Consider the following 20,819-nt stretch of genomic DNA (forward strand, 5'->3'; position numbering starts at 1 on the left):
TTTCTCTTCATTTTACTTAATTCTCTCGCTCCATGCAGGAGGATCCATTCTCCAATCCAACAGGCTAGCTTGATCTGTTTCGCTAACATAACCCTTTTCAATAGCAACCTCTATTAATGAAGGAAAATCAGTTAATGATTCACTTTTAATTCCTTCCTGTGCAAAGGCCTCTTTCCCTTTTTCAAGTCCATAGGTAAAGATAGATACCACCCCAAGGACCTCACAGCCCGCTTCCCGTAATGCTTGAACAGCCGTAATAACGCTTCCGCCAGTCGAAATCAAATCCTCAACAACGACCACTTTCTGCCCCTCAACTACTCTTCCTTCAATTTGATTTCCTTTTCCATGCCCTTTTGGCTTGGAACGGACATAGCACATCGGTAAATCTAGCAAATCGCTTACCCATGCAGCATGAGGAATCCCAGCAGTAGCTGTTCCCGCAATTACTTCTGTATCAGAAAAATTTTCAAGAATGAGTTTTTTCAACCCCTGTGCAATATCTTTTCTAACAGATGGGAAGGAAAGTGTTAATCGGTTGTCACAATAAATAGGTGAGCGAAGTCCAGAGGTCCATGTAAATGGTTCCTGTGGTTTTAGGGCAACTGCATTTATTTCTAATAGTTTTTCAGCGATGTAATGTTTCATAATCTTACTCCCTTCCATTCCTTCATCCATAGTTCATAGCTTGCTAATGGGTCAACTGCCCTTGTTATGGAACGTCCCACAACTATGGAATTTACCCCTGCAATTTTAGCAAAAGTCGGGGTCGCAACTCGCTTTTGGTCTCCTACCTCATCGGATACCATTCGAATTCCCGGTGTCACGGTGTAGAACTCCCTGCCTAGCTTTTCCCGAATTTCAGCAGCTTCCCATGCAGAGCAGACTACCCCGTCTAGTCCTGCTTCTTTCGTTAAACCTGCGTAATGAAGGACAGATTCCTTTAACGGAACAGGAATGAGCTGTTCCCTATTCATTTGTTCTTGAGAAGTACTTGTCAACTGAGTGACAGCTATGCAAGCAGGACGTGTTCTTCCAGCAGCAGTTCCTGCCACCAGCCCTTCAATTGCTGCCTCCATCATTTCTTTACCACCCGCAGCATGAACATTGACCAAGTCACATTCCATTCGAGCAAGGCCCTTCATCGCACTTTTAACCGTATTAGGAATATCATGAAGCTTTAAATCTAGAAAAATTCGATGCCCTTTTTCTTTCAAAAATTCAATCATTGAAGGACCTTCTTGGTAGTACAATTCCATGCCCACTTTTACAAATAACTCTTTCCCGCTAAAAGGAATTAAAAATTGTTCTACCTCTTGCTTGTTTGAAAAATCAAGCGCGATGATAAGCGAGTTGTTCATGCCTCATCCAGCTCCTTCCCCTACATTCACTAATATGTTCGAAACCTAATTTATCTAAGAGGTCCGGGAGTTCCCTTATTATCGTTGGACAAATAAAGGGATCCACAAAATTCGCTGTCCCAACTGCAACCGCACTTGCCCCAGCATAAAAGAATTCAATTACATCCTCTGCGGATTGAATTCCACCCATTCCAATAATTGGTATAGACACAACTTGACTTACTTCGTGAATCATTCGAATCGCCACTGGTTTAATTGCTGGACCTGATAAACCACCCGTCCCATTTGCTAAAATCGGTTGACCAGTCTTTAAATCCAATCTCATCCCCACTAGTGTATTAATCATCGTTAATCCATCAGCCCCGCCTTCTTCAACTGCCCGAGCCATCTCCACGATGTTAGTTACATTTGGCGACAATTTTACATAAACAGGAACCTCAGAAACTTCTTTTACCTTCTTCGTTAACTGTTTAGCCACTTCAGGAAGTGTCCCAAATGCAATTCCCCCTGTTTTCACATTTGGACACGAAATATTTAGTTCTAGCGCATGTACATTAGGAGCTTGTGATATTTCCTTTGCAACTCTTACATAATCTTCTTCTACCGAACCAGCCACATTTGCAATGATAGGCACATCGTACTGTGAAAGCCAAGGTAGTTCATTGGACATGACTTTTTCCAGACCAGGGTTTTGCAGGCCGATTGCATTCAACATCCCTGCAGAAGTTTCAGCTACTCTTGGTGTAGGATTTCCGAATCTAGGTTCAGCAGTTGTCGCTTTAATCATGATAGCTCCCAGCTCACTCAAATCATAGAACTGGCTATACTCCCTGCCAAATCCAAAACAGCCAGAAGCAGGCATAATTGGATTTTTCAATGTTAATCCCGGCAACTCTATCTTTAATCGACTCATATACAAACCTCCCCTGCTCGGAATACCGGCCCATCGCTACAAACTTTTCTATACGAAACATCCTGTGGATCGTCTACGCTTTTACAGACACAGGCAAAGCAAGCACCTACTCCACATCCCCCATACGCTCTTCTAATGATAAAAATAGTTTCTTATCTTGATAATTTTGTTGAATGGCTCTAAGCATCGGAGTAGGTCCGCACGTATAAATAGTGTCAAAGTCTACTTCTTTCATCACATCCGTGACAAATCCTTTTCTTCCATACGTTCCATCTACCGTTGCAACAAAAGTTTCTCCATTTTTCATGAATTCACTTTCATAAAAGACAGCAGATTCAGTTTGAAATCCTAGGATATGAATGACATTTACGCCTTTAGCCTTCAGTTGATTGGACAGCTCATATAAAGGCGGGACACCAATCCCGCCGCCAACTAATAGTGCTGTTTCTCCTGCATTTACTTCTTCAACCTGGAAACCATTTCCTAACGGTCCCAGAATATCAAGGTCCATCCCAGGTTTCATGTTCGCAAGTAGTGAAGTCCCTTTTCCTTCTTTCCGATAAATCATCGTCAGTAGTTTGCTTTTTTTATCGTAAGAAGAAATACTAATTGGTCTCCGTAAAGAGGGATCCCAGCTGTTTGAGACCCGAATATGAACAAATTGACCTGGTTCCGTTATTTCATTAACCAATTCAGCTTCGACTACGAGCTCATAAATATCTTGGGCAATTTCGTCTTGGCTGACGATTTTGCATAATTCCTTTCTAATCATGCAAAAACGGCCTCCTTTTTCTCTTCTACAGCCATCGCTTCTGCTGAAAAATTCATCGATTCAATCACCTTTAGGATTGCGTCCGCTGTATCCAAAGAAGTTAAGCAAGGAACTCCATTTTCAACCGCTTCACGACGAATTCTGAATCCATCTCGTTCCGGCTGCTTTCCTTTTGTCAGCGTGTTGATGATAAACTGGGCTTCCCCATTATGGATGACATCTAAGAGGTTTTTCCCTTCAGACCCAATTTTTTCAACCACTTTCACCTGAAGTCCTGCTGCCTTCAACACTTCTGCAGTACCGCTTGTTGCCATTAATCGATAGCCCCCTGATGCAAAACGCTTCGCAAGCTTTAATGCTTCTTGCTTATCTTTATCTGCAACAGTAAACAATACAGTGCCGAATTTTTGAATGTTCATGCCAGAAGCAACCAATCCCTTGTAAAGAGCTTTTTCGAGGGTCATGTCCTTACCCATTACCTCTCCTGTTGACTTCATTTCTGGTCCTAAGGTAATATCCACACTTTTTAGCTTCGCAAATGAGAAAACCGGAACTTTTACATACACCCCTGATTTCTCTGGAACCAGTCCATTTGAATAGCCTTGATCGATTATTGAAACTCCCAAAATTGCTTTTGTTGCAATCTTTGCCATTGGTACTTGGGTTATTTTACTTAAAAATGGTACTGTACGACTTGAACGCGGGTTAACTTCGAGAACATACACTTGTCCTTGAGACAATACATATTGAATGTTCAGCAATCCCACGATATTTAAGCCTTTAGCCATTCTTATTGTGTATTCAACAAGTGTTTTCTTCACATCTTCAGATAGTGTTTGAGGCGGATACACAGCAATCGAGTCACCCGAATGGACACCTGCTCGCTCAATATGTTCCATAATACCTGGTATTAATACATTTTCCCCATCACAGATCGCATCTACTTCGATTTCTTTTCCTGTTAGATAACGGTCGATTAAGACTGGATGTTCTGGATTTACCTTAACTGCATTCTTCATGTAATGAAGCAGTTCATTTTCTTGATAGACAATCTCCATTGCTCTTCCACCAAGCACATAAGATGGTCGGACTAGGACGGGATACCCGATTTCGTTGGCAATCACCAGTGCTTCTTCCACCGATAATGCTGTTTTCCCTAGAGGCTGTGGAATGTTTAACTGTTCAAGAGCTTGTTCAAATTTATCTCTATTTTCTGCACGATCTAAATCCTCAAGACTAGTTCCTAAAATCTTCACACCATTTTCAGCAAGTTTTGCAGCAAGATTAATAGCTGTTTGCCCACCAAATTGAACGACCACTCCAATTGGTTTTTCCAACTCAATGACATTCATTACATCTTCAATCGTAAGCGGTTCGAAATATAGCTTATCTGATATACTGAAATCCGTAGATACTGTTTCAGGATTATTGTTAATGATAATGGCCTCATATCCCGCTTCCTTAATTGCCTTTACGGAATGAACGGTAGCATAATCAAATTCGATCCCTTGCCCAATGCGGATAGGTCCGGAGCCGAGAACGATAACGCTTTTTCGATCTGTTACCACTGACTCGTTTTCCTCTTCGTACGTTCCATAATAATATGGGGTTGCTGATTCAAATTCTGCCGCACAGGTATCCACCATTTTATATACAGGGACGATCCCACTGCGTTTCCGTAGGTTATTAATATCGCTCTCAGACAAATTCCATAGTTCAGCAATTTTTTTGTCGGTAAAGCCTTTTTGCTTTGCTTCGCTTAAAATTTCTTGGTCTAGTGGATTCATTGCAAGCTGTCTTTCTAGTTCAATGATACCCTCCATTTTTTTTAGGAAAAATAAATCTATCTTACTCCATTGATGGATGGTTTCGATGGTAATTCCACGTTTTAACCCTTCTGCGATGTAAAATAGCCTTTCGTCTCCTGCTTTACGAATTCGTTTCTCGAGTAACTCATTATTGATTTCCTCTGCACCATTTAATTCAAAGTGGTAAACACCAGTCTCTAATGAACGAATCGCTTTTAACAGTGATTCTTCAAACGTTCGGCCGATTGCCATAATCTCTCCTGTTGCTTTCATTTGGGTGCCCAATGAACGGTTACCAGACTCAAACTTATCAAACGGCCATCTTGGAATTTTCGTAACGATATAATCAAGTGCTGGTTCAAAGCTAGCGTAGGTCTTCCCTGTAACTGGGTTTAACATTTCATCAAGTGTTAAACCAACCGCAATTTTCGCAGCAAGCTTTGCAATCGGATAACCTGTAGCCTTAGAGGCTAGAGCCGAAGAACGGCTTACTCGAGGATTTACTTCGATAATATAATAGTGAAAACTATTTGGGTCTAAGGCAAGCTGAACGTTACATCCCCCTTCAATTCCTAACGTTCTGATGATTTTAAGGGAAACATTTCGTAAAAGCTGATATTCTCGATCACTTAATGTCTGACTTGGAGCAACTACAATTGAATCCCCGGTATGTACGCCAACCGGATCAATATTTTCCATGTTACAAACAACAATCGCATTGTCGTTTCCATCGCGCATCACTTCGTATTCAATTTCCTTAAATCCAGCAATGCTCTTTTCTAGTAAACATTGATTTACGGGGCTATGTTTTAATCCACTTGAAACTATTTCCTCTAATTCTTCAGGGTTATGACAAATGCCTCCGCCTGTCCCGCCTAACGTGTATGCAGGACGAACAATAACTGGAAAACCAATCTTTTCAACAAATGCCTTTGCCTCAGCTAATTCATGGATAATTTCACTATCTGGAACCGGCTCATTTAACTCATTCATCAAGCTACGGAAAAGATCTCTGTCTTCTGCTTGTTTAATGGCTGAAAGTTTGGTACCGAGAATCTCAACCTCACATTCTTCTAAAACTCCAGATTCTGATAATGCAACTGCAAGGTTAAGGCCTGTTTGCCCGCCAAGGGTGGCTAATAGTGCATCTGGACGTTCCTTACGAATGATTCGGCTCACAAATTCTACTGTAAGTGGTTCTATATAAACTGCATCAGCAATCTCTGTATCTGTCATGATCGTAGCAGGGTTAGAGTTTACAAGAATAACCCTATAGCCTTCTTCTTTTAAAGCAATACAAGCCTGTGTACCGGCATAGTCAAATTCGGCAGCCTGGCCAATGATGATTGGTCCTGAACCAATTACTAGAATGGAGTGAATATCTTTACGTTTAGGCATTTGCTGTAACCTCCTGTTTGTTCTTTTCCATCATTGCAAGAAACTGATTAAATAGTCTATTGGCATCTTCCGGTCCTGGTGAAGCTTCCGGATGATACTGAACTGTAAAGGCGGGATAATCTAAATGTTTAAGTCCTTCAACTGTTCCGTCATTAACGGCGATATGAGTGATTGCTAATCTTGTATCTTTTATTGAATCTTCTTCAACCGTATACCCATGGTTTTGAGATGTTATTGCAATTTTTCCGGTAGATAAATCTTTGACCGGGTGGTTGGAACCACGATGACCAAATTTCATTTTTTCGGTATTAGCCCCACATGCTAGTGCAAATAGCTGATGTCCAAGACAAATTCCAAAAAGAGGAACCTTCCCTAAAACCCCTTTTAACATATCAATGGCTTCGGGTACATCCTTTGGATCTCCAGGTCCATTTGAAAGCATAATTCCATCTGGTCGTAACTGAAGAATTTCATCAGCAGTTGTATGATATGGAACAACAATTACGTCACAGTCTCTCTGGTTTAGCTCCCGTAATATCCCGTGTTTCATTCCAAAGTCTACGAGGACAACTCTTTTCCCACGTGCAGGACTTGGATAAGCATTTTTTGTTGATACCTGCTTTACTTGATTGGTCGGTAGGGATGCCCCTCGCAGGTGCTTCAAAACTTCCTCTGCATTTTTTTCTATGCCACAAATTGCACCCTTTAAGGTACCGTATTGACGGATGATTCTTGTTAATTTTCTTGTGTCTATCCCTGCAATTCCAGGGATTTTCTTCATTTCAAAGTATTCTGCTAAAGTATATTCACTTCTCCAATTGGAAGGAAAGTCCGATGCTTCCTTCACAATAAAGCCCTTTACAGCAGGATTTATCGATTCGAAATCATCACGATTAATCCCGTAATTCCCAATAAGCGGATAGGTAAGTGTCACAATTTGACCACAATAGGATGGGTCTGAAAGAATTTCTTGATAGCCGGTCATTCCTGTATTAAAAACCACTTCACCAATGATTTCTGTATCACTACCAAAGCCTTTTCCAATAAATATCGTACCGTCTTCTAATATCAGCTGTTTCTTCATGCTAGTACACATCCTTTTTCCCAAACTATTTGCCCTTCAGCGATTGTCATTTCAGGCCATCCCTTACATTTCCAACCTCCAAATGGAGTATTTTTACCTTTTGATAGAAATTCTTCAGGATTAATAACTTGTTCATCCTCTAAGTTTAGAAGGACTAAATCCCCAGGTGATCCCACTTCAATTTTCCCATATGGAAGACCAAATGCTTCCGCTGGCTTAACCGTTAAAAATTCAATCAATTGCTCTAGTGTGATGATATTTTTTTGTACAAAGTGTGTATACATAAGCGGGAACGCCGTCTCTAAACCAACGATTCCAAATGGTGCTAATAGCATCCCCTCACTTTTCTCCTCTTCAGTATGTGGAGCATGATCGGTTGCTATAAAATCAATTGTCCCATCAAGCAATCCTTCGATTAATGCCTGCCTGTCTGCTTGATCCCGGAGCGGCGGGTTCATCTTAAAGTTAGCATCGAGCCCTGGGATATCGTCTTGAGATAATAACAAGTGATGGGGTGTTACTTCTGCAGTAACATGTATGCCGGCTCGTTTTGCATCTCTAACGACTCGGACAGATTCTTTTGTACTAATATGGCAGACATGGTAATGGCAGCCGCTCGCTTCTGCTAATAGAACATCCCTTGCAATTTGCACGGATTCACACACAGAAGGGATTCCGTTTAATCCATGTTTTGCCGAAAAGGATCCTTCATGGACACAACCTTTATTAATTAAAGTATTTTCTTCACAGTGTGCAACAATCGCCATATTGACCTTTCGAGCCTTTTTCATCGCAGCAAGCATCATTTCAGCGGACTGAACACCCACTCCGTCATCTGTAAATGCGAATGCTCCAGCTTTTTTCAGCTTCTCAAAATCAGTCAGATCCTGCCCCAATTGTCTAGTGGTGATAGATGCATATGGTAATACTCTTACCTTTGCTGTCTCTTGGATTCTGGTTTGCAGCCATTCCATTTGTTCTTTGGTGTCAGGCACCGGTCTTGTATTCGGCATGGCAGCGATGGTTGTGAAGCCCCCTCTAGCTGCAGCAAGGGTACCCGTTGCGATGGTTTCCTTTTTTTCACCGCCTGGCTCACGTAGGTGAACATGTAAATCAACAAAACCTGGTGAAACTAGCTTTCCTGATGCATCGACCTTTCGATCCACACTTGTATCAATTTTTGTATCGATTTTTGTAATGATTCCGTCTTCTATTAAAATATCACCTTGTTTTTTCACTCCATCAAATGCTATGTAACATGCGTTTTGAATAAGTAGTTTCATATCTTTTTCCCCCTTCAAGACTTTCAATCGCTCTTTTAATAGCTGCCATTCTGACATATACACCATTTTCCATTTGCTTAAAAATTCTTGATCGCGTGCATTCTACTAAGCTATCAGCTATTTCTACATTGCGATTAACTGGAGCTGGATGCATGATGATACTCTTTGGTCTCATCAGTTTTTCTCTTTCTAATGTAAGACCGAATTGCTTATGATACTCGTTAGCCATGTAGCTGCTTTTTTGCTGATGGCGTTCATGTTGAACGCGGAGAAGCATAACTACATCAGCTTCTTTTACTGCTATATCAATGGGCCTATACTTGGAAATATCCACACTATGGCCATCAAACCATTCCTCTGGTCCAGAAAAAATCACTTCTGCTCCAAGTCTGGTTAATACATCTGCATTGGATCGCGCTACTCTGCTATGACGAATGTCGCCTATGATGGCAATGGTTAACCCACGAAATTGCCCAAACTCTTGCTTAATCGTCATCAAATCAAGTAATGATTGTGTTGGATGGTGACCGCACCCGTCTCCCCCATTAATAATGGGAATACTTACTTTTCCAACCAATTCATCAAAGTAGCGGTCTTGTTCATGCCGGATTACCATCGTATTTACACCAATTGTTTCAAGGGTTTTCACTGTATCGTAAAGCGTTTCACCTTTTTGCACACTCGACGTTTGTACTTCAAAGGGAATGACTTCTAATCCTAATTTTCTTTCCGCTACTTCAAAGCTGCTTTTTGTTCTTGTGCTTGCTTCAAAAAATAAATTTGCTACAAAAACCGGTCTGTCGGGCTGCCATTTTATTCCTTCAGCAAACTTGTTTGCATCAACCAATATTTGATCAACCTCTTCAACTTTCAACTCGTTAGTTGTTAGTAAGTGACGTAACATTCATGGTCCCCGCCTCTCTTTTATTTAAGAAAAAACACCCTAATCTCATGATTAGGGTGTTGAACGTCCATACTAAGTAACCAATGTAATACTCCTGCTTGGTTATTCGTATTCACACCCTTATAAGCCTCTCTGGACTTCCTTTAAAAGGTTTTTATTTATGCAGTTTTCTTTTTGTTTTCCATTTCTTCTTTTTCAAACATGTTCTCTTCAGCAGATTGTCTCCCTGGAAGAATTAGATTCAAAAGCACACCAATGATTGCAGCTAAGGCCATTCCTTGAATTTGAATATTAAATGGCAGCTTTACTATTGCTCCGCCAATTCCTATGACAAGAATAACGGAGGAGATCACTAGGTTACGTTTATCTCCAAAGTCAATTTTACTATCGACTAACATTCTTAATCCTGATGAAGCAATGATACCGAACAGAAGGATTGAAACCCCGCCCATTACAGGAGTAGGAATGGTACTGATAAGGGCTGTTACTTTTCCAATAAATCCGAAGATGATAGCGAGCACGGCTGCTCCTGCAATAACATATACACTGTATACCCGTGTGATAGCAAGGACACCAATATTCTCACCATACGTTGTTTTAGGCGGTCCGCCAATTAATGCTGAAATAATGGTTGCTGTTCCATCTCCAAGAATAGAGCGGTGAAGTCCTGGTTCTTTAATATAGTCACGGCCCACTACCTTACTTAAAACCAACTGGTGTCCGATGTGTTCTGACAAAGTCACAACCGCTACCGGTACCATTAATGCGACTAAATCCCATGTGAATTTTACTTTATAGCTTACAAATGGAATGATAAACTGTGGCATTTCGAACACAGGCGCTTTCAAGACTGGTGAGAAATCCACAATTCCTACTATAAGTGCGTATATATACCCAACGATAATCCCCGCTAAAATCGGAATAATACTCAACATTTTTTTCGCATATATGGAGAAGATGATCGTCGCTGCTAATGTTACAAGGGCTGCAGAGAAATGAAGCATGCTGTACTTACCAGCAGGATTATTCATTGCCATTCCTACAGCTGTTCCTGATAGTGCTAAGCCAATGACGATAATAACTGGACCTACCACGATAGGTGGCAGTAAGTTCATAATCCATTTATGTCCCGCCTTACTAATAACTAAAGAAACTATTCCATATACGAGACCTGCAAGAAATGTACCCACCATTGCTGCTCCTGGTCCCCCTGCCGCTTTGGCTGCAACTACCGGAGCAATAAAGGCAAATGATGAACCCAAGTAAGCTGGTACTTGCATTTTTGTAATTAGTAAAAAGGCTAACGTTCCAAGTCCACTTGAGATTAGCGCAATCGCTGGACTTAAACCTACAAGGTATGGAACCAAGATTGTTGCCCCAAACATTGCAAATAAATGTTGTAAACTTAAAGTAAGCAATTGGGATGGTTTTGGTTTATCTGTTACATCTAGGATAGGTTTATTATTCATTGTTTTCTCCCCTAATTTATTTTCGATTATCTTTTATTTTCTACTATTGCCATAAAAAAAACCCTCTTTTGCCACGGAGGGTACAAAGAGGGTATGGAAATGCCGTAATGAATAATTCTCGGCGTTCTCCCCTTTGTCAGCCTCACAGGACTGCCTTTAAAAAGGGCTGCTATTTATTTGTCAAAAATGCTTACTTGATCCACCTTATCGACTTCTGCTAATTCAACAACAATTTTTTCTTCGCTTGATGTCGGAACGTTCTTTCCTACATAGTCTGCACGGATTGGAAGCTCACGATGGCCCCTGTCCACTAAGACAGCCAACTGGATAGCACCCGGACGACCTATATCCATTAATGCATCTAGACCCGCTCTTACCGTTCTACCTGTATATAAAACATCATCTACAAGAATGACTTTTTTATCACTAATATTGACTGGTATATCAGAACCTTTCACGAGTGGTTCTTGATTGTCCGTTTTCTTCGAAAGATCATCACGATATAGGGTAATGTCTATTTCACCTACTGGAATCGGACTGCCTTCGATTTCTTCAATTCTAGAAGCAAGTCGGTTAGCTATATAAATACCTCGTGTGCGAATCCCCACAAGGATACAATCTTCTATACCCTTGTTTTTTTCAATAATTTGGTGGGCGATCCTTGTTAGTGCTCTCCCTATTGCTTGTTCATCAAGAACGATCGCTTTTTGGTTCATATGACACACCTTCTTTTTTATAAAATAAAATGGCTCTGTTAAACTTGCCTGTTGATTTCCGCTCCAGGCACGAGCGGTTCGTGGGTATTTCGGCGAGCCTCCTCGACGTAAGCGTCTGCGGGGTCTCCCCTGAACCATACTCCCACAGGAGTCTTCGTGCCTTCCACTCCAATCAACAGGATGTATAAACCAACACTGTTCTTTAACACAGTCTATAAAATAAAAACCTCTCACCGATTTTGGCGAGAGGTTGACGAGTTAATTTCATTAGATATAGGCATACCTAGCCTACACCATTAACCGTTCCTTCTCAGCCTCACGGGACCAAATTAAAGGACTTATAAACTATAGTCATCTTACTAGATATTTCGTTTTTCGTCAACGGTTATTTCGCAATTTTTGAAGAAGCTGGTCGAAATCCTCCGGAAGCGGCGCTTCAAACTCTAGATATTCGTTTGTTCGTGGATGCACAAATCCAAGAACACCAGCGTGTAGAGCTTGTCCATCGATATCTAACGTTTTTTTCGGACCATATTTTGGGTCACCGGCTAATGGATAGCCAATATACTTCATATGCACACGAATTTGATGAGTCCTGCCTGTCTCTAATTGACATTCTACAAATGTAAAGTCCTTAAAGCGGTCAATGACATGAAAATGAGTAACAGCATGCTTACCTTTATCAACCACAGTCATACTTTGACGATCTTTTGGATCTCTTCCTAGCGGAGCATCAATCGTACCAAAATCATGTGGAATAACCCCATGTACAATCGCTTTATATTTTCTTGTAACTGTTTTTTCAACCAACTGATTAACAAGACTCTCATGCGCCATATCATTTTTGGCAACCATTAATAAACCAGAAGTGTCTTTATCAATACGATGAACAATTCCAGGTCGTAGGACACCATTAATTCCTGATAAGTCTTTACAGTGAGCCATTAAACCATTAACCAATGTTCCTGTCATATGTCCAGGTGCAGGATGGACGACCATCCCTCTTGGTTTATTAACAACTAAAACATCTTTATCTTCGTAAAAAATCTCTAAATTTAGATCTTCTGGTACAACATCCAATTCTTCTGGATCAGGAATAGTAATTTCAATCCTGTCATTCGTACTGCATTTATAATTTGTTTTAATGGATTGCCCATTTACAAGGACATTCTCATCTTTAATCCACTGCTGAACTTGCGACCTTGACCACTCTTCATTAAGGCTAGAAATAACCTTATCAATACGATCACCTTTTTGCTCTTCAAGAATGGTGTGTTCCATTTTCTCCATGTAATTTCTCCTTTGATTCTCTCTCTTCACGCAGCATTTGAATCATTAATACGATAACTCCAACGACTAATGCTGAGTCTGCAATATTAAAGACAGGAAAATTATAGGTGAAAATATAAGTGTGAATAAAATCCACCACTTCTTTCCGAACAACACGGTCTATGAAATTCCCGATTGCTCCACCTAGCATTAAAGCTAAAGATACCCCTAATAACCATTTTCCTCTTGCAGCTTTATGAATATAATACATAATAGCAATTATGACTATAATTGTAATTCCATAAAACAACCACATTTGTCCTTGTAAAATTCCCCATGCTGCACCACGATTACGGTGAGAAGTAATATACAAAATATTGTCGATGATGGGTATACTGTCACCTAAATTCATTTTACTTACAATTAACCATTTTGTAATTTGATCTAATAAAATAACAAAAAGTGCGATTAAGTAATAAAACACTAAGAAATACCCCCAAGTCTAAACTGACTTACTTCTTAAGCATTTTAGCATACTTTTTCGCGAAACGACAATGTAACCTCATAAAAATGAAGTAGAAATCGTTTTTTTGTAATACGTTTGCAAATTTTGAGATTCTTCCATCGACTTCATTGTCGGGATCATCGACAGTAAATCTTCCGGAATTAGTTCCCCTGAAATTTCACAATGGCCAAAGCTTCCTTTCTCGAACTTGAGGATTGCAGTATTTATGTCTGCAAGCTCCTCCTCTAGAATAGATATCAGCCAATCCTGCCTTTTTTTAATTTGTAATGACTGTTCAATTTCTTCTTTTGTTTGACGGAGTTCTAAAAACAGCTTTTCCTGCGTGGCATTCATAGTTGTTACCTCCGTGAATCATTTGACTTATTATTTCCGGCAAGAAACAAATGACACCGTTAAACATTTGACAGCCACAACAACAATTAACGAAAAAGGGAAATTTTAATTAAAAAACCCTATGCATATTTGCATAGGGCGTTTATTGTTTATTATGTTAAGTGAGAATAGTTTTCTTTTACTACCTCTGCACAGCGCGGGCAAAGGGTTTCGTGTTCTACGTTTTGACCTACTTCTGGTGTCACAATCCAGCAACGCTCACATGTTTCTCCTTCAGCTTTTGTTACTACAATCGCTGATCCCTCAAGTTTAAGGGCATTTTCAGGTGCTTCCTCATAGGAACCAGCCACCTCAAAACCAGAAACAATAAACAACTGCTTTAAGTTTTCTTCGATTGAATCTAACAAAGCTTTTGACTTTTCATTCACGTATAATGTAATTTTTGCTGTTAAGGATTTTCCAATTACCTTTTGATTTCTAGCTTCTTCTAATGCCTTTAACACATCATCACGAAGCTTCATAAATGCAGTCCATTTTTCCTCTAAAGCCGCTGCTCCTGCAAGCTCCTTATATTCTGGAAGGTCAGTCAATTGAACACTTTCTCCCACCACATTAGGGATAAATTTCCAAACCTCATCTGCCGTATGTGAGAGAATTGGTGAAACTAATTTAGTTAATGCCACTAATGATTCGTAAAGAACGGTTTGAATAGCTCTGCGTTCTTGATTATTAGATGCCTCAATATAAAGAACATCTTTTGCAAAATCTAAGTAAAAAGCACTTAAATCTAATGTACAGAAATTATTTACAGCATGATAAATTCCTGCAAATTCATAGTTTTCATAAGCATGGTGAACATATTTGATCAGTTTATTTAATTTTACAAGCATGAACTGGTCAACTTCGCGTAAGTTTTCATAGGCAACTGCATCTGTAGCTGGATTAAAGTCAGCAAGGTTACCAAGTAAGAAACGGAAAGTATTACGGATTTTCCGATATACTTCTGCAACTTGTTTTAAGATCGCATCAGAAACACGTACATCTGCTTGATAATCAACAGAGGCAACCCAAAGTCGTAAAATATCTGCACCTAATTGATTCATAACCTTAGCAGGGACAACCACGTTACCTAATGATTTACTCATTTTTCTACCTTCACCATCAAGTGCGAAACCGTGGCTCAATACTCCTTTATATGGAGCTTTTCCTGTTACTGCCACTGCAGTAGATAGAGATGAGTTAAACCAACCGCGGTATTGGTCAGAGCCTTCTAAATAAAGGTCAGCCGGGCGAACTAAGTCCTCTCTTTCAAGAAGAACTGCTTGATGGGAAGAACCTGAATCAAACCAAACATCCATAATATCTGTTTCTTTTGTGAAAGTTCCATTTGGACTTCCAGGGTGTGTAAAGCCTTCTGGTAGTAATTCTTTGGCTTCTCTTTCAAACCAAATATTAGAGCCATGTTCGCGGAACAGTTCTGATACATGGTTGATTGTTTCGTCAGTTATAATTTCTTCACCGTTTTCTGCATAGAAAACAGGAATCGGTACACCCCAAACACGCTGACGGGAAATACACCAGTCTCCACGGTCACGGACCATATTAAATAGTCGTGTTTCTCCCCATGCTGGAACCCATTTCGTTTCTTTTACAGCTTCCATCAGTTCATTACGGAAATCTTTAATTGAAGCGAACCATTGAGCAGTGGCACGGAAAATTACCGGCTTCTTCGTTCTCCAGTCATGTGGATAAGAGTGAGTGATAAATGATAATTTTAACAATGCACCTGCTTCTTCTAAAGCCTCAGCAATTGGCTTATTGGCAGTATCATAAAATAAGCCTTCAAAGCCTGGTGCTTCGTCTGTCATCACACCCTTATCATCAACAGGGCAAAGGACTTCTAATCCATATTTCTGACCTACATAAAAGTCATCTTCCCCGTGTCCTGGAGCTGTATGAACGCAGCCAGTACCTGCATCAGTAGTTACGTGTTCACCTAACATCACTAAAGAATCACGGGAATATAATGGATGTGATGCGAGGATTAATTCTAATTCTGCACCCTTTACTTTTTGAACAACGGTTGTTTCTTCCCAGCCAATTTCTTTTGTAACTGTTTCTAAAAGAGCTTCGGCAACAAGGTACTTATTCCCATTCGTTGCTACCACCACGTAGGTTAAGTCAGGATGTACCGAAATTCCAAGATTCGCTGGAATCGTCCATGGCGTTGTAGTCCAGATGACAATTTGCGTATCAGTGTCAAGTACACCTTTACCATCTTTCACCTTAAACCCAACATAGATGGATGCTGAACGTTTATCTTGATATTCAATCTCTGCTTCAGCTAAAGCTGATTCACTTGATGGGGACCAATACACAGGTTTTTTACCTTTGTAGATGTATCCTTTTTTGGCCATGTCGCCAAATACTTTAATTTGTTGTGCTTCATATTCAGGTTTTAACGTAATATATGGATTTTCCCAATCGCCGCGAACACCAAGGCGTTTAAATTGGGTGCGTTGATTATCCACTTGTTCTAGTGCATATTTAGTACATAGTTGTCGGAACTCAGCAACTGTCATTTCTTTACGCTTAACACCCTTATTTGTTAATGCCTGCTCAATTGGCAGACCATGAGTATCCCAACCTGGAACATATGGGGAATGAAAGCCGCTCATTGATTTATAGCGGACAATCATATCTTTTAAGATTTTATTTAGGGCATGACCCATATGAATATCACCATTTGCATATGGTGGTCCGTCATGTAAGACAAACATCGGGCGGCCTTTTGTCCGTTCCTGTACTTTTTGATAAATATTCATTTCTTCCCATTTAGCCTGAATCTCGGGCTCCCTTTGGGGAAGATTACCCCGCATCGGAAACTCAGTTTGCGGCATCAATAACGTATCTTTATACTCCATTTTTCTTCCTCCTGATCATCCACTTCATATAACAGAATAGCCAATAGACAAATAAAAAAAACCTTCTCATCCCAAATAGGGACGAGAAGGTTTTATTCCCGCGGTACCACCCTGATAGATAATACCGATTCGTACTATCCTCTTAAGCATTCGTAACGTGAATAACACGCCTGAGCCTACTACCCATTTATAGAGGTTCGGTCCGGAACTCAAGGGTGATTTTCCAATTTTCTGCTTTACCGGGCTTTCACCATCCCCGACTCGCTAATTTTAAAGCTAATAAAAAACTGTACTGTCCCTATCATCGTCATTGCCATTCTATATAACTATCTAAAAATTATATGCTAACTAAATGGAATTCGTCAAGCTAATGAATCTTCTTCTTGATGAATTTTCAATTCTGTAGCATCTACTTCATAATCCAATAAATGATCCCAATCATCCGTATTTAACATATCAAGCTGTGCTTCAATCAGCATCTTAAAACGAGTACGGAATACCTTCGATTGTTTCTTTAGATCCTCGATTTCAAGCGCAATCTTTCTTGCTTTAGAAAGGGACTCATTCACAATTCGATCGGCATTCTTCTCTGCTTCTTTAATTATTAACTTCGCTTCCTTTTGGGCATTACGCTTTACTTCTTCACCCGCTTCTTGGGCTATAATAATTGACTTATTAAGTGTTTCTTCGATATTTACAAAATGACCAAGACGATCTTTCATTTCATTTAAACGTTCTTCCATTTCCTTTTTCTCTCTAAGAACTAATTCATAATCCTTAATCACCTGATCAAGAAATTCATTTACTTCATCTTCGTCATAGCCACGAAAACCTTTATTAAACTCTTTATTATGAATATCTAACGGCGTTAACGGCATTGGTGCCACCTCCATACAATCTATACATGTATATGTATTAGCAAGTATTCGACAAGTTTTTCGAAATTCCTGCTTTATCATTGAATTATTTTTGTTTTCCGACAATAATTCTCCATTTATCTTTTTTCGTCTTTCCCTCAATACCAACAATTTTTGCTCTGCCATATCCACGGACTGATAGCATATCACCTTCATCACAATCAAATGAGGGATTTTCTGTCAACGTCCAGTTAACTTTTACAAGACCATGTTGAATTAGGGCTTGGGATTTTTGCCTTGATAGATGATAAACTCCTGAAATAACCGTATCCAGTCGTAAAGAAGACACAGTTAGATCATTCTCTTCCCATAGTTCTCTGTTAGAGATTTGTTCGTCGGAACTTATTTCATCTAATCTTACCCCTGCCTTACCAATCGATTCAACATTATTTTGAATGTACGAACTAACCTCCTTGGCAGCAAAAAATTGAACCTTTCCATCTTTCATAAGTATGTCTCCAAATTTCCCCCGTTTAAGCCCTAGGGACATGAGTGTACCTAAAACCTGCCTGTGTTCGAGGGTAACAAACTTTGAAGGGTATTGGATTTCAAAAAGAGCAATTTGGAAATCTTCTTCACTTACCATTAAATAATCAGGGTAGAGAAGGGCTCTTTTTCGTTCTCCAGCAAGACTCCCACCAAAAAGCTGATATTTTACCTCATTATTTTCACCGATTAGAAGTTTAAGTATATGTTGTTCACGTGGATCAAGGAAATCTGTCAGCTTTGGAGCATACTGAGATTCCACTTGGTCTTTCCATTGTAAAACTTGATCAATATATTCCCGTTCTTCTAGTCGGAAATGCTGATATATGTTCATTAAAAAAACACAACCTAGTTACATTATTTAAATAAGCCACAGATAAACTCGGTGTAAACCTTGGGCCGCAAAGTTTAACACTAGGAATGCCACAATTGGAGAAATATCCATCATCCCAATTGGTGGAATAATTTTTCTAAATGGCTCTAGATATGGCTCACAGATTCTCCCTAGGAATCGACCAATTGTCGTTTCTCTCGCATTTGGAAACCAAGACATTAAGATGTAAATGATTAATGCCCAAGAATATAATTGAATAATCTGTTGTAAAAGGCCAAAAACAAATGCCATTTAATTACCACCTCGCACTTTGGTTATCGGGGTCCATTATAAGGTCCGAAATATTTCCTGAAACTTCTACATTATCAGGAGTACACAAAAAGATACTGCTACCTATTTTTTGAATATCCCCGCTAATTGTGTAAACAGCGCCACTTAAAAAATCAATAATTTGTCGTCCCTGTTCATTATCTATCCTCTGTAAATTTACTACAACTGCACGCCTATTTTTAAGGTGGTCAGCAATTTCAGTAGCCTCTGAATACGCACGTGGTTCCACTAAAATGACCTTAGATCCCTTTGAAGGACTTGCGGCTTTCTGAACACTTTGCAGACTAACTACATTTTGAGATTTGACAGGTAGTTGCTGTTTCTGCTTTTTGGGCTGCACTTTTTCTACATATTCATCATCATTATCATCATATTCTTCATCTAAAAAGAAAAATGTTTTAAGTTTTGATTTGATCGTCATCTTTTTCTCTCCTAACCTTCTTCACCGACAAGCGCTGTCCCTATTCTAACCATTGTAGCCCCTTCTTCTATCGCAATCGTAAAGTCATTAGACATCCCCATAGATAGCTCTGAACAAGGTGCATAAGATAGCTGTAAAGCCTGTACTTGGTCACGAAGTTCTCTTAGTTTTCGAAAACAATCACGGATTACCTGTTCATCATTGGTGAAAGGAGCCATTGTCATTAAACCTTCCACACTTATATTTTCAAATGGACGAAGGGACTCAATAAAATAAAGGGCTTCTTCTGGGGCTAGTCCGTGTTTAGATTCTTCACCAGAAACATTTACTTGAACAAGACATTTTATCTTCTGTCTCGCTCTTTTATTGATTTCCTCTGCTAAAGAAATGCGGTCCAATGAATGAATGTATTCCACTTTATCAATAATATTCTTTACTTTTCTCTTTTGTAAAGAACCAATAAAATGCCAGTGGGGCTTGTCCTTAAGTACATCCCACTTAGCAAGCAGGCCTTCATCGCGATTTTCTCCTAAATGAGTAACACCAGCCTCTAATGCCTCTTGGGCCCGTTCAACAGTGACATATTTCGTTACCGCAATCAATTTTACCTCAGTAGGATTCCTGTTGCCTTTCATGCATGCATCATCTATTTGCTGTTTAATTTGACTTAAATTATCTGTTACTCTCATAAATGGTCTGCTGTCTCCTTCCAACCAATAAAGCTTAACATTCTGCCTGTTTTTCCTTGGTCGCGGCGGTGGGAGAAAAACTCCTCATGATTACAACTAGAGCAAAATCTCGTAAGAAGGATATTTTCATCAGGAACACCTGATGCCATAAGGACTTGCCTGTTTACTTCACGCAAATCTAAGGAATACTGTCCTTCTGACACTACATTATAGGGTAAACTTCCACTACCTTCTAGTGTATTTTCTACTAGCTGAATAATACGTTTATCTACAATATAACATTTTTCGCAAATAGATGGACCTATTGCTACAAAAATCTGGTCAGGCTTAATTCCTTCTCGGCCCCAAGCTGTAACCATTTCTTTAGCAATTTGTCCTACAGTGCCTTTCCAACCGGCATGTGCGGTGCCAATCATTCTTTTCTTAGGAGCAATAAAAAAAAGAGGGACACAGTCAGCAAAGCATAGTGTTAACAGGATGCCCTCTTCATTTGTATAAAAACCATCCGTGCCTTTAAAGGAATCTTCATAGGAATTAGACCCCTTCCCGCGATCAACTTTTGTTACCTTTTTAAGAATGATATTATGGGTTTGTTCTGCACCAACCCAATAATTTAATGGGAAGTTTAATTGTTCAGATACTTTTTCCCTATTACCGCATACATCTTTTTTATCATCTCCAACATGAAAACCAAGGTTCAGTGTCTGAAAATAGCCCTTGCTTTCTCCACCATGTTTGGTAGTGAACCCTGCTGTCAAACCAGGAAATTGTTGCATCCAGCTATCAATAGTTAAATACGATTCATTGTGTAAAACAAAAGGTTCCATTTCAATACCTCTTATGTTTTTCTATAGTTTACCATGAAAAGAATGTTTGGTCACCGCA

The 20,819-nt window shown here is 39.7% G+C and carries 19 protein-coding genes, 1 pseudogene and 1 other annotated feature; all 20 genes and pseudogenes read right to left on the reverse strand.

What is annotated here, in order from left to right:
• Positions 1–12 precede the first annotated feature (12 nt).
• Positions 13–645 carry an orotate phosphoribosyltransferase gene (gene pyrE, locus QE429_RS18110; RefSeq protein ID WP_307288978.1) on the reverse strand — a complete coding sequence of 211 codons (633 nt, stop codon included), beginning with the start codon at positions 643–645 and terminating at the stop codon, positions 13–15.
• Complete coding sequence (pyrF, locus tag QE429_RS18115; protein ID WP_307288980.1) at positions 642–1,358, reverse strand: orotidine-5'-phosphate decarboxylase; 717 nt, start codon at positions 1,356–1,358, stop codon at positions 642–644. Before pyrF ends, pyrE begins: the two co-directional genes overlap by 4 nt.
• Positions 1,330–2,271: a dihydroorotate dehydrogenase gene (locus QE429_RS18120; RefSeq protein ID WP_307288982.1), complete on the reverse strand. Its 942-nt coding sequence runs from the start codon at positions 2,269–2,271 to the stop codon at positions 1,330–1,332. Before QE429_RS18120 ends, pyrF begins: the two co-directional genes overlap by 29 nt.
• Positions 2,268–3,043 (reverse strand): annotated as a pseudogene (locus QE429_RS18125) (dihydroorotate dehydrogenase electron transfer subunit). The gene QE429_RS18120 and the pseudogene QE429_RS18125 overlap by 4 nt, the downstream one beginning before the upstream one ends.
• Positions 3,040–6,249 carry a carbamoyl-phosphate synthase large subunit gene (carB, locus tag QE429_RS18130; protein ID WP_307288983.1) on the reverse strand — a complete coding sequence of 1,070 codons (3,210 nt, stop codon included), beginning with the start codon at positions 6,247–6,249 and terminating at the stop codon, positions 3,040–3,042. The pseudogene QE429_RS18125 and the gene carB overlap by 4 nt, the downstream one beginning before the upstream one ends.
• A complete protein-coding gene (locus QE429_RS18135) occupies positions 6,242–7,333 on the reverse strand; it encodes a carbamoyl phosphate synthase small subunit (protein WP_307288984.1) in 1,092 nt (363 codons plus the stop codon). The genes carB and QE429_RS18135 overlap by 8 nt, the downstream gene beginning before the upstream one ends.
• A complete protein-coding gene (locus QE429_RS18140) occupies positions 7,330–8,616 on the reverse strand; it encodes a dihydroorotase (protein ID WP_307288985.1) in 1,287 nt (428 codons plus the stop codon). Before QE429_RS18140 ends, QE429_RS18135 begins: the two co-directional genes overlap by 4 nt.
• On the reverse strand, positions 8,576–9,520 hold the full coding sequence (locus QE429_RS18145) for an aspartate carbamoyltransferase catalytic subunit (RefSeq protein WP_307288987.1): 945 nt from the start codon (positions 9,518–9,520) through the stop codon (positions 8,576–8,578). Before QE429_RS18145 ends, QE429_RS18140 begins: the two co-directional genes overlap by 41 nt.
• A gap of 158 nt (positions 9,521–9,678) precedes the next feature.
• The gene (locus QE429_RS18150) at positions 9,679–10,989 is read right to left on the reverse strand and encodes a solute carrier family 23 protein (protein ID WP_307288988.1); all 1,311 of its coding nucleotides are present in this window, start codon (positions 10,987–10,989) and stop codon (positions 9,679–9,681) included.
• A gap of 173 nt (positions 10,990–11,162) precedes the next feature.
• Positions 11,163–11,705: a bifunctional pyr operon transcriptional regulator/uracil phosphoribosyltransferase PyrR gene (pyrR, locus tag QE429_RS18155; protein WP_307288990.1), complete on the reverse strand. Its 543-nt coding sequence runs from the start codon at positions 11,703–11,705 to the stop codon at positions 11,163–11,165.
• 378 nt (positions 11,706–12,083) lie between these two features.
• On the reverse strand, positions 12,084–12,995 hold the full coding sequence (locus QE429_RS18160; RefSeq protein ID WP_307288992.1) for an RluA family pseudouridine synthase: 912 nt from the start codon (positions 12,993–12,995) through the stop codon (positions 12,084–12,086).
• Entirely contained in the window at positions 12,967–13,458 is a 492-nt protein-coding gene (lspA, locus tag QE429_RS18165) for a signal peptidase II (RefSeq protein ID WP_307288994.1), read from the reverse strand. Before lspA ends, QE429_RS18160 begins: the two co-directional genes overlap by 29 nt.
• A 78-nt stretch (positions 13,459–13,536) precedes the next feature.
• Positions 13,537–13,833 carry a hypothetical protein gene (locus tag QE429_RS18170; protein WP_307288996.1) on the reverse strand — a complete coding sequence of 99 codons (297 nt, stop codon included), beginning with the start codon at positions 13,831–13,833 and terminating at the stop codon, positions 13,537–13,539.
• Between the two features lie 152 nt (positions 13,834–13,985).
• On the reverse strand, positions 13,986–16,757 hold the full coding sequence (ileS, locus tag QE429_RS18175) for an isoleucine--tRNA ligase (protein WP_307288998.1): 2,772 nt from the start codon (positions 16,755–16,757) through the stop codon (positions 13,986–13,988).
• A 74-nt stretch (positions 16,758–16,831) separates the two neighbouring features.
• Positions 16,832–17,071 (reverse strand) — a binding site (T-box leader).
• Positions 17,072–17,119: 48 nt separating this feature from the next.
• Positions 17,120–17,635 (reverse strand): DivIVA domain-containing protein, encoded by a 516-nt coding sequence (locus QE429_RS18180; protein WP_307289001.1) that lies wholly within the window; start codon positions 17,633–17,635, stop codon positions 17,120–17,122.
• Positions 17,636–17,720: 85 nt separating this feature from the next.
• Positions 17,721–18,494: a YlmH family RNA-binding protein gene (locus tag QE429_RS18185; protein ID WP_307289003.1), complete on the reverse strand. Its 774-nt coding sequence runs from the start codon at positions 18,492–18,494 to the stop codon at positions 17,721–17,723.
• A 27-nt stretch (positions 18,495–18,521) separates the two neighbouring features.
• The gene (locus QE429_RS18190; protein ID WP_307289004.1) at positions 18,522–18,785 is read right to left on the reverse strand and encodes a YggT family protein; all 264 of its coding nucleotides are present in this window, start codon (positions 18,783–18,785) and stop codon (positions 18,522–18,524) included.
• A gap of 4 nt (positions 18,786–18,789) precedes the next feature.
• Entirely contained in the window at positions 18,790–19,245 is a 456-nt protein-coding gene (locus tag QE429_RS18195; RefSeq protein WP_307289005.1) for a cell division protein SepF, read from the reverse strand.
• Between the two features lie 11 nt (positions 19,246–19,256).
• Positions 19,257–19,934: a YggS family pyridoxal phosphate-dependent enzyme gene (locus tag QE429_RS18200; protein ID WP_307289006.1), complete on the reverse strand. Its 678-nt coding sequence runs from the start codon at positions 19,932–19,934 to the stop codon at positions 19,257–19,259.
• Positions 19,931–20,761 (reverse strand): peptidoglycan editing factor PgeF, encoded by an 831-nt coding sequence (pgeF, locus tag QE429_RS18205; protein WP_307289008.1) that lies wholly within the window; start codon positions 20,759–20,761, stop codon positions 19,931–19,933. The genes QE429_RS18200 and pgeF overlap by 4 nt, the downstream gene beginning before the upstream one ends.
• Between the last annotated feature and the right edge of the window lie 58 nt (positions 20,762–20,819).

This window comes from Bacillus sp. SORGH_AS_0510 (assembly GCF_030818775.1).
Lineage (GTDB): Bacteria > Bacillota > Bacilli > Bacillales > Cytobacillaceae > Neobacillus.

Bases quoted from the DNA above. Each gene is read 5' to 3' on its own strand.
- QE429_RS18120 (WP_307288982.1), bottom strand. From the start codon at position 2,271: ATGAGTCGATTAAAGATAGAGTTGCCGGGATTAACATTGAAAAATCCA.
- pyrE (WP_307288978.1), bottom strand. From the start codon at position 645: ATGAAACATTACATCGCTGAAAAACTATTAGAAATAAATGCAGTTGCC.
- carB (WP_307288983.1), bottom strand. From the start codon at position 6,249: ATGCCTAAACGTAAAGATATTCACTCCATTCTAGTAATTGGTTCAGGA.
- QE429_RS18150 (WP_307288988.1), bottom strand. From the start codon at position 10,989: ATGAATAATAAACCTATCCTAGATGTAACAGATAAACCAAAACCATCC.
- pyrR (WP_307288990.1), bottom strand. From the start codon at position 11,705: ATGAACCAAAAAGCGATCGTTCTTGATGAACAAGCAATAGGGAGAGCA.
- pgeF (WP_307289008.1), bottom strand. From the start codon at position 20,761: ATGGAACCTTTTGTTTTACACAATGAATCGTATTTAACTATTGATAGC.
- QE429_RS18145 (WP_307288987.1), bottom strand. From the start codon at position 9,520: ATGTTACGTCACTTACTAACAACTAACGAGTTGAAAGTTGAAGAGGTT.
- QE429_RS18140 (WP_307288985.1), bottom strand. From the start codon at position 8,616: ATGAAACTACTTATTCAAAACGCATGTTACATAGCATTTGATGGAGTG.
- pyrF (WP_307288980.1), bottom strand. From the start codon at position 1,358: ATGAACAACTCGCTTATCATCGCGCTTGATTTTTCAAACAAGCAAGAG.
- QE429_RS18200 (WP_307289006.1), bottom strand. From the start codon at position 19,934: ATGAGAGTAACAGATAATTTAAGTCAAATTAAACAGCAAATAGATGAT.
- ileS (WP_307288998.1), bottom strand. From the start codon at position 16,757: ATGGAGTATAAAGATACGTTATTGATGCCGCAAACTGAGTTTCCGATG.
- QE429_RS18170 (WP_307288996.1), bottom strand. From the start codon at position 13,833: ATGAATGCCACGCAGGAAAAGCTGTTTTTAGAACTCCGTCAAACAAAA.
- QE429_RS18195 (WP_307289005.1), bottom strand. From the start codon at position 19,245: ATGACGATCAAATCAAAACTTAAAACATTTTTCTTTTTAGATGAAGAA.
- QE429_RS18190 (WP_307289004.1), bottom strand. From the start codon at position 18,785: ATGGCATTTGTTTTTGGCCTTTTACAACAGATTATTCAATTATATTCT.
- QE429_RS18135 (WP_307288984.1), bottom strand. From the start codon at position 7,333: ATGAAGAAACAGCTGATATTAGAAGACGGTACGATATTTATTGGAAAA.
- QE429_RS18160 (WP_307288992.1), bottom strand. From the start codon at position 12,995: ATGGAGAAAATGGAACACACCATTCTTGAAGAGCAAAAAGGTGATCGT.
- QE429_RS18180 (WP_307289001.1), bottom strand. From the start codon at position 17,635: ATGCCGTTAACGCCGTTAGATATTCATAATAAAGAGTTTAATAAAGGT.
- QE429_RS18185 (WP_307289003.1), bottom strand. From the start codon at position 18,494: ATGAACATATATCAGCATTTCCGACTAGAAGAACGGGAATATATTGAT.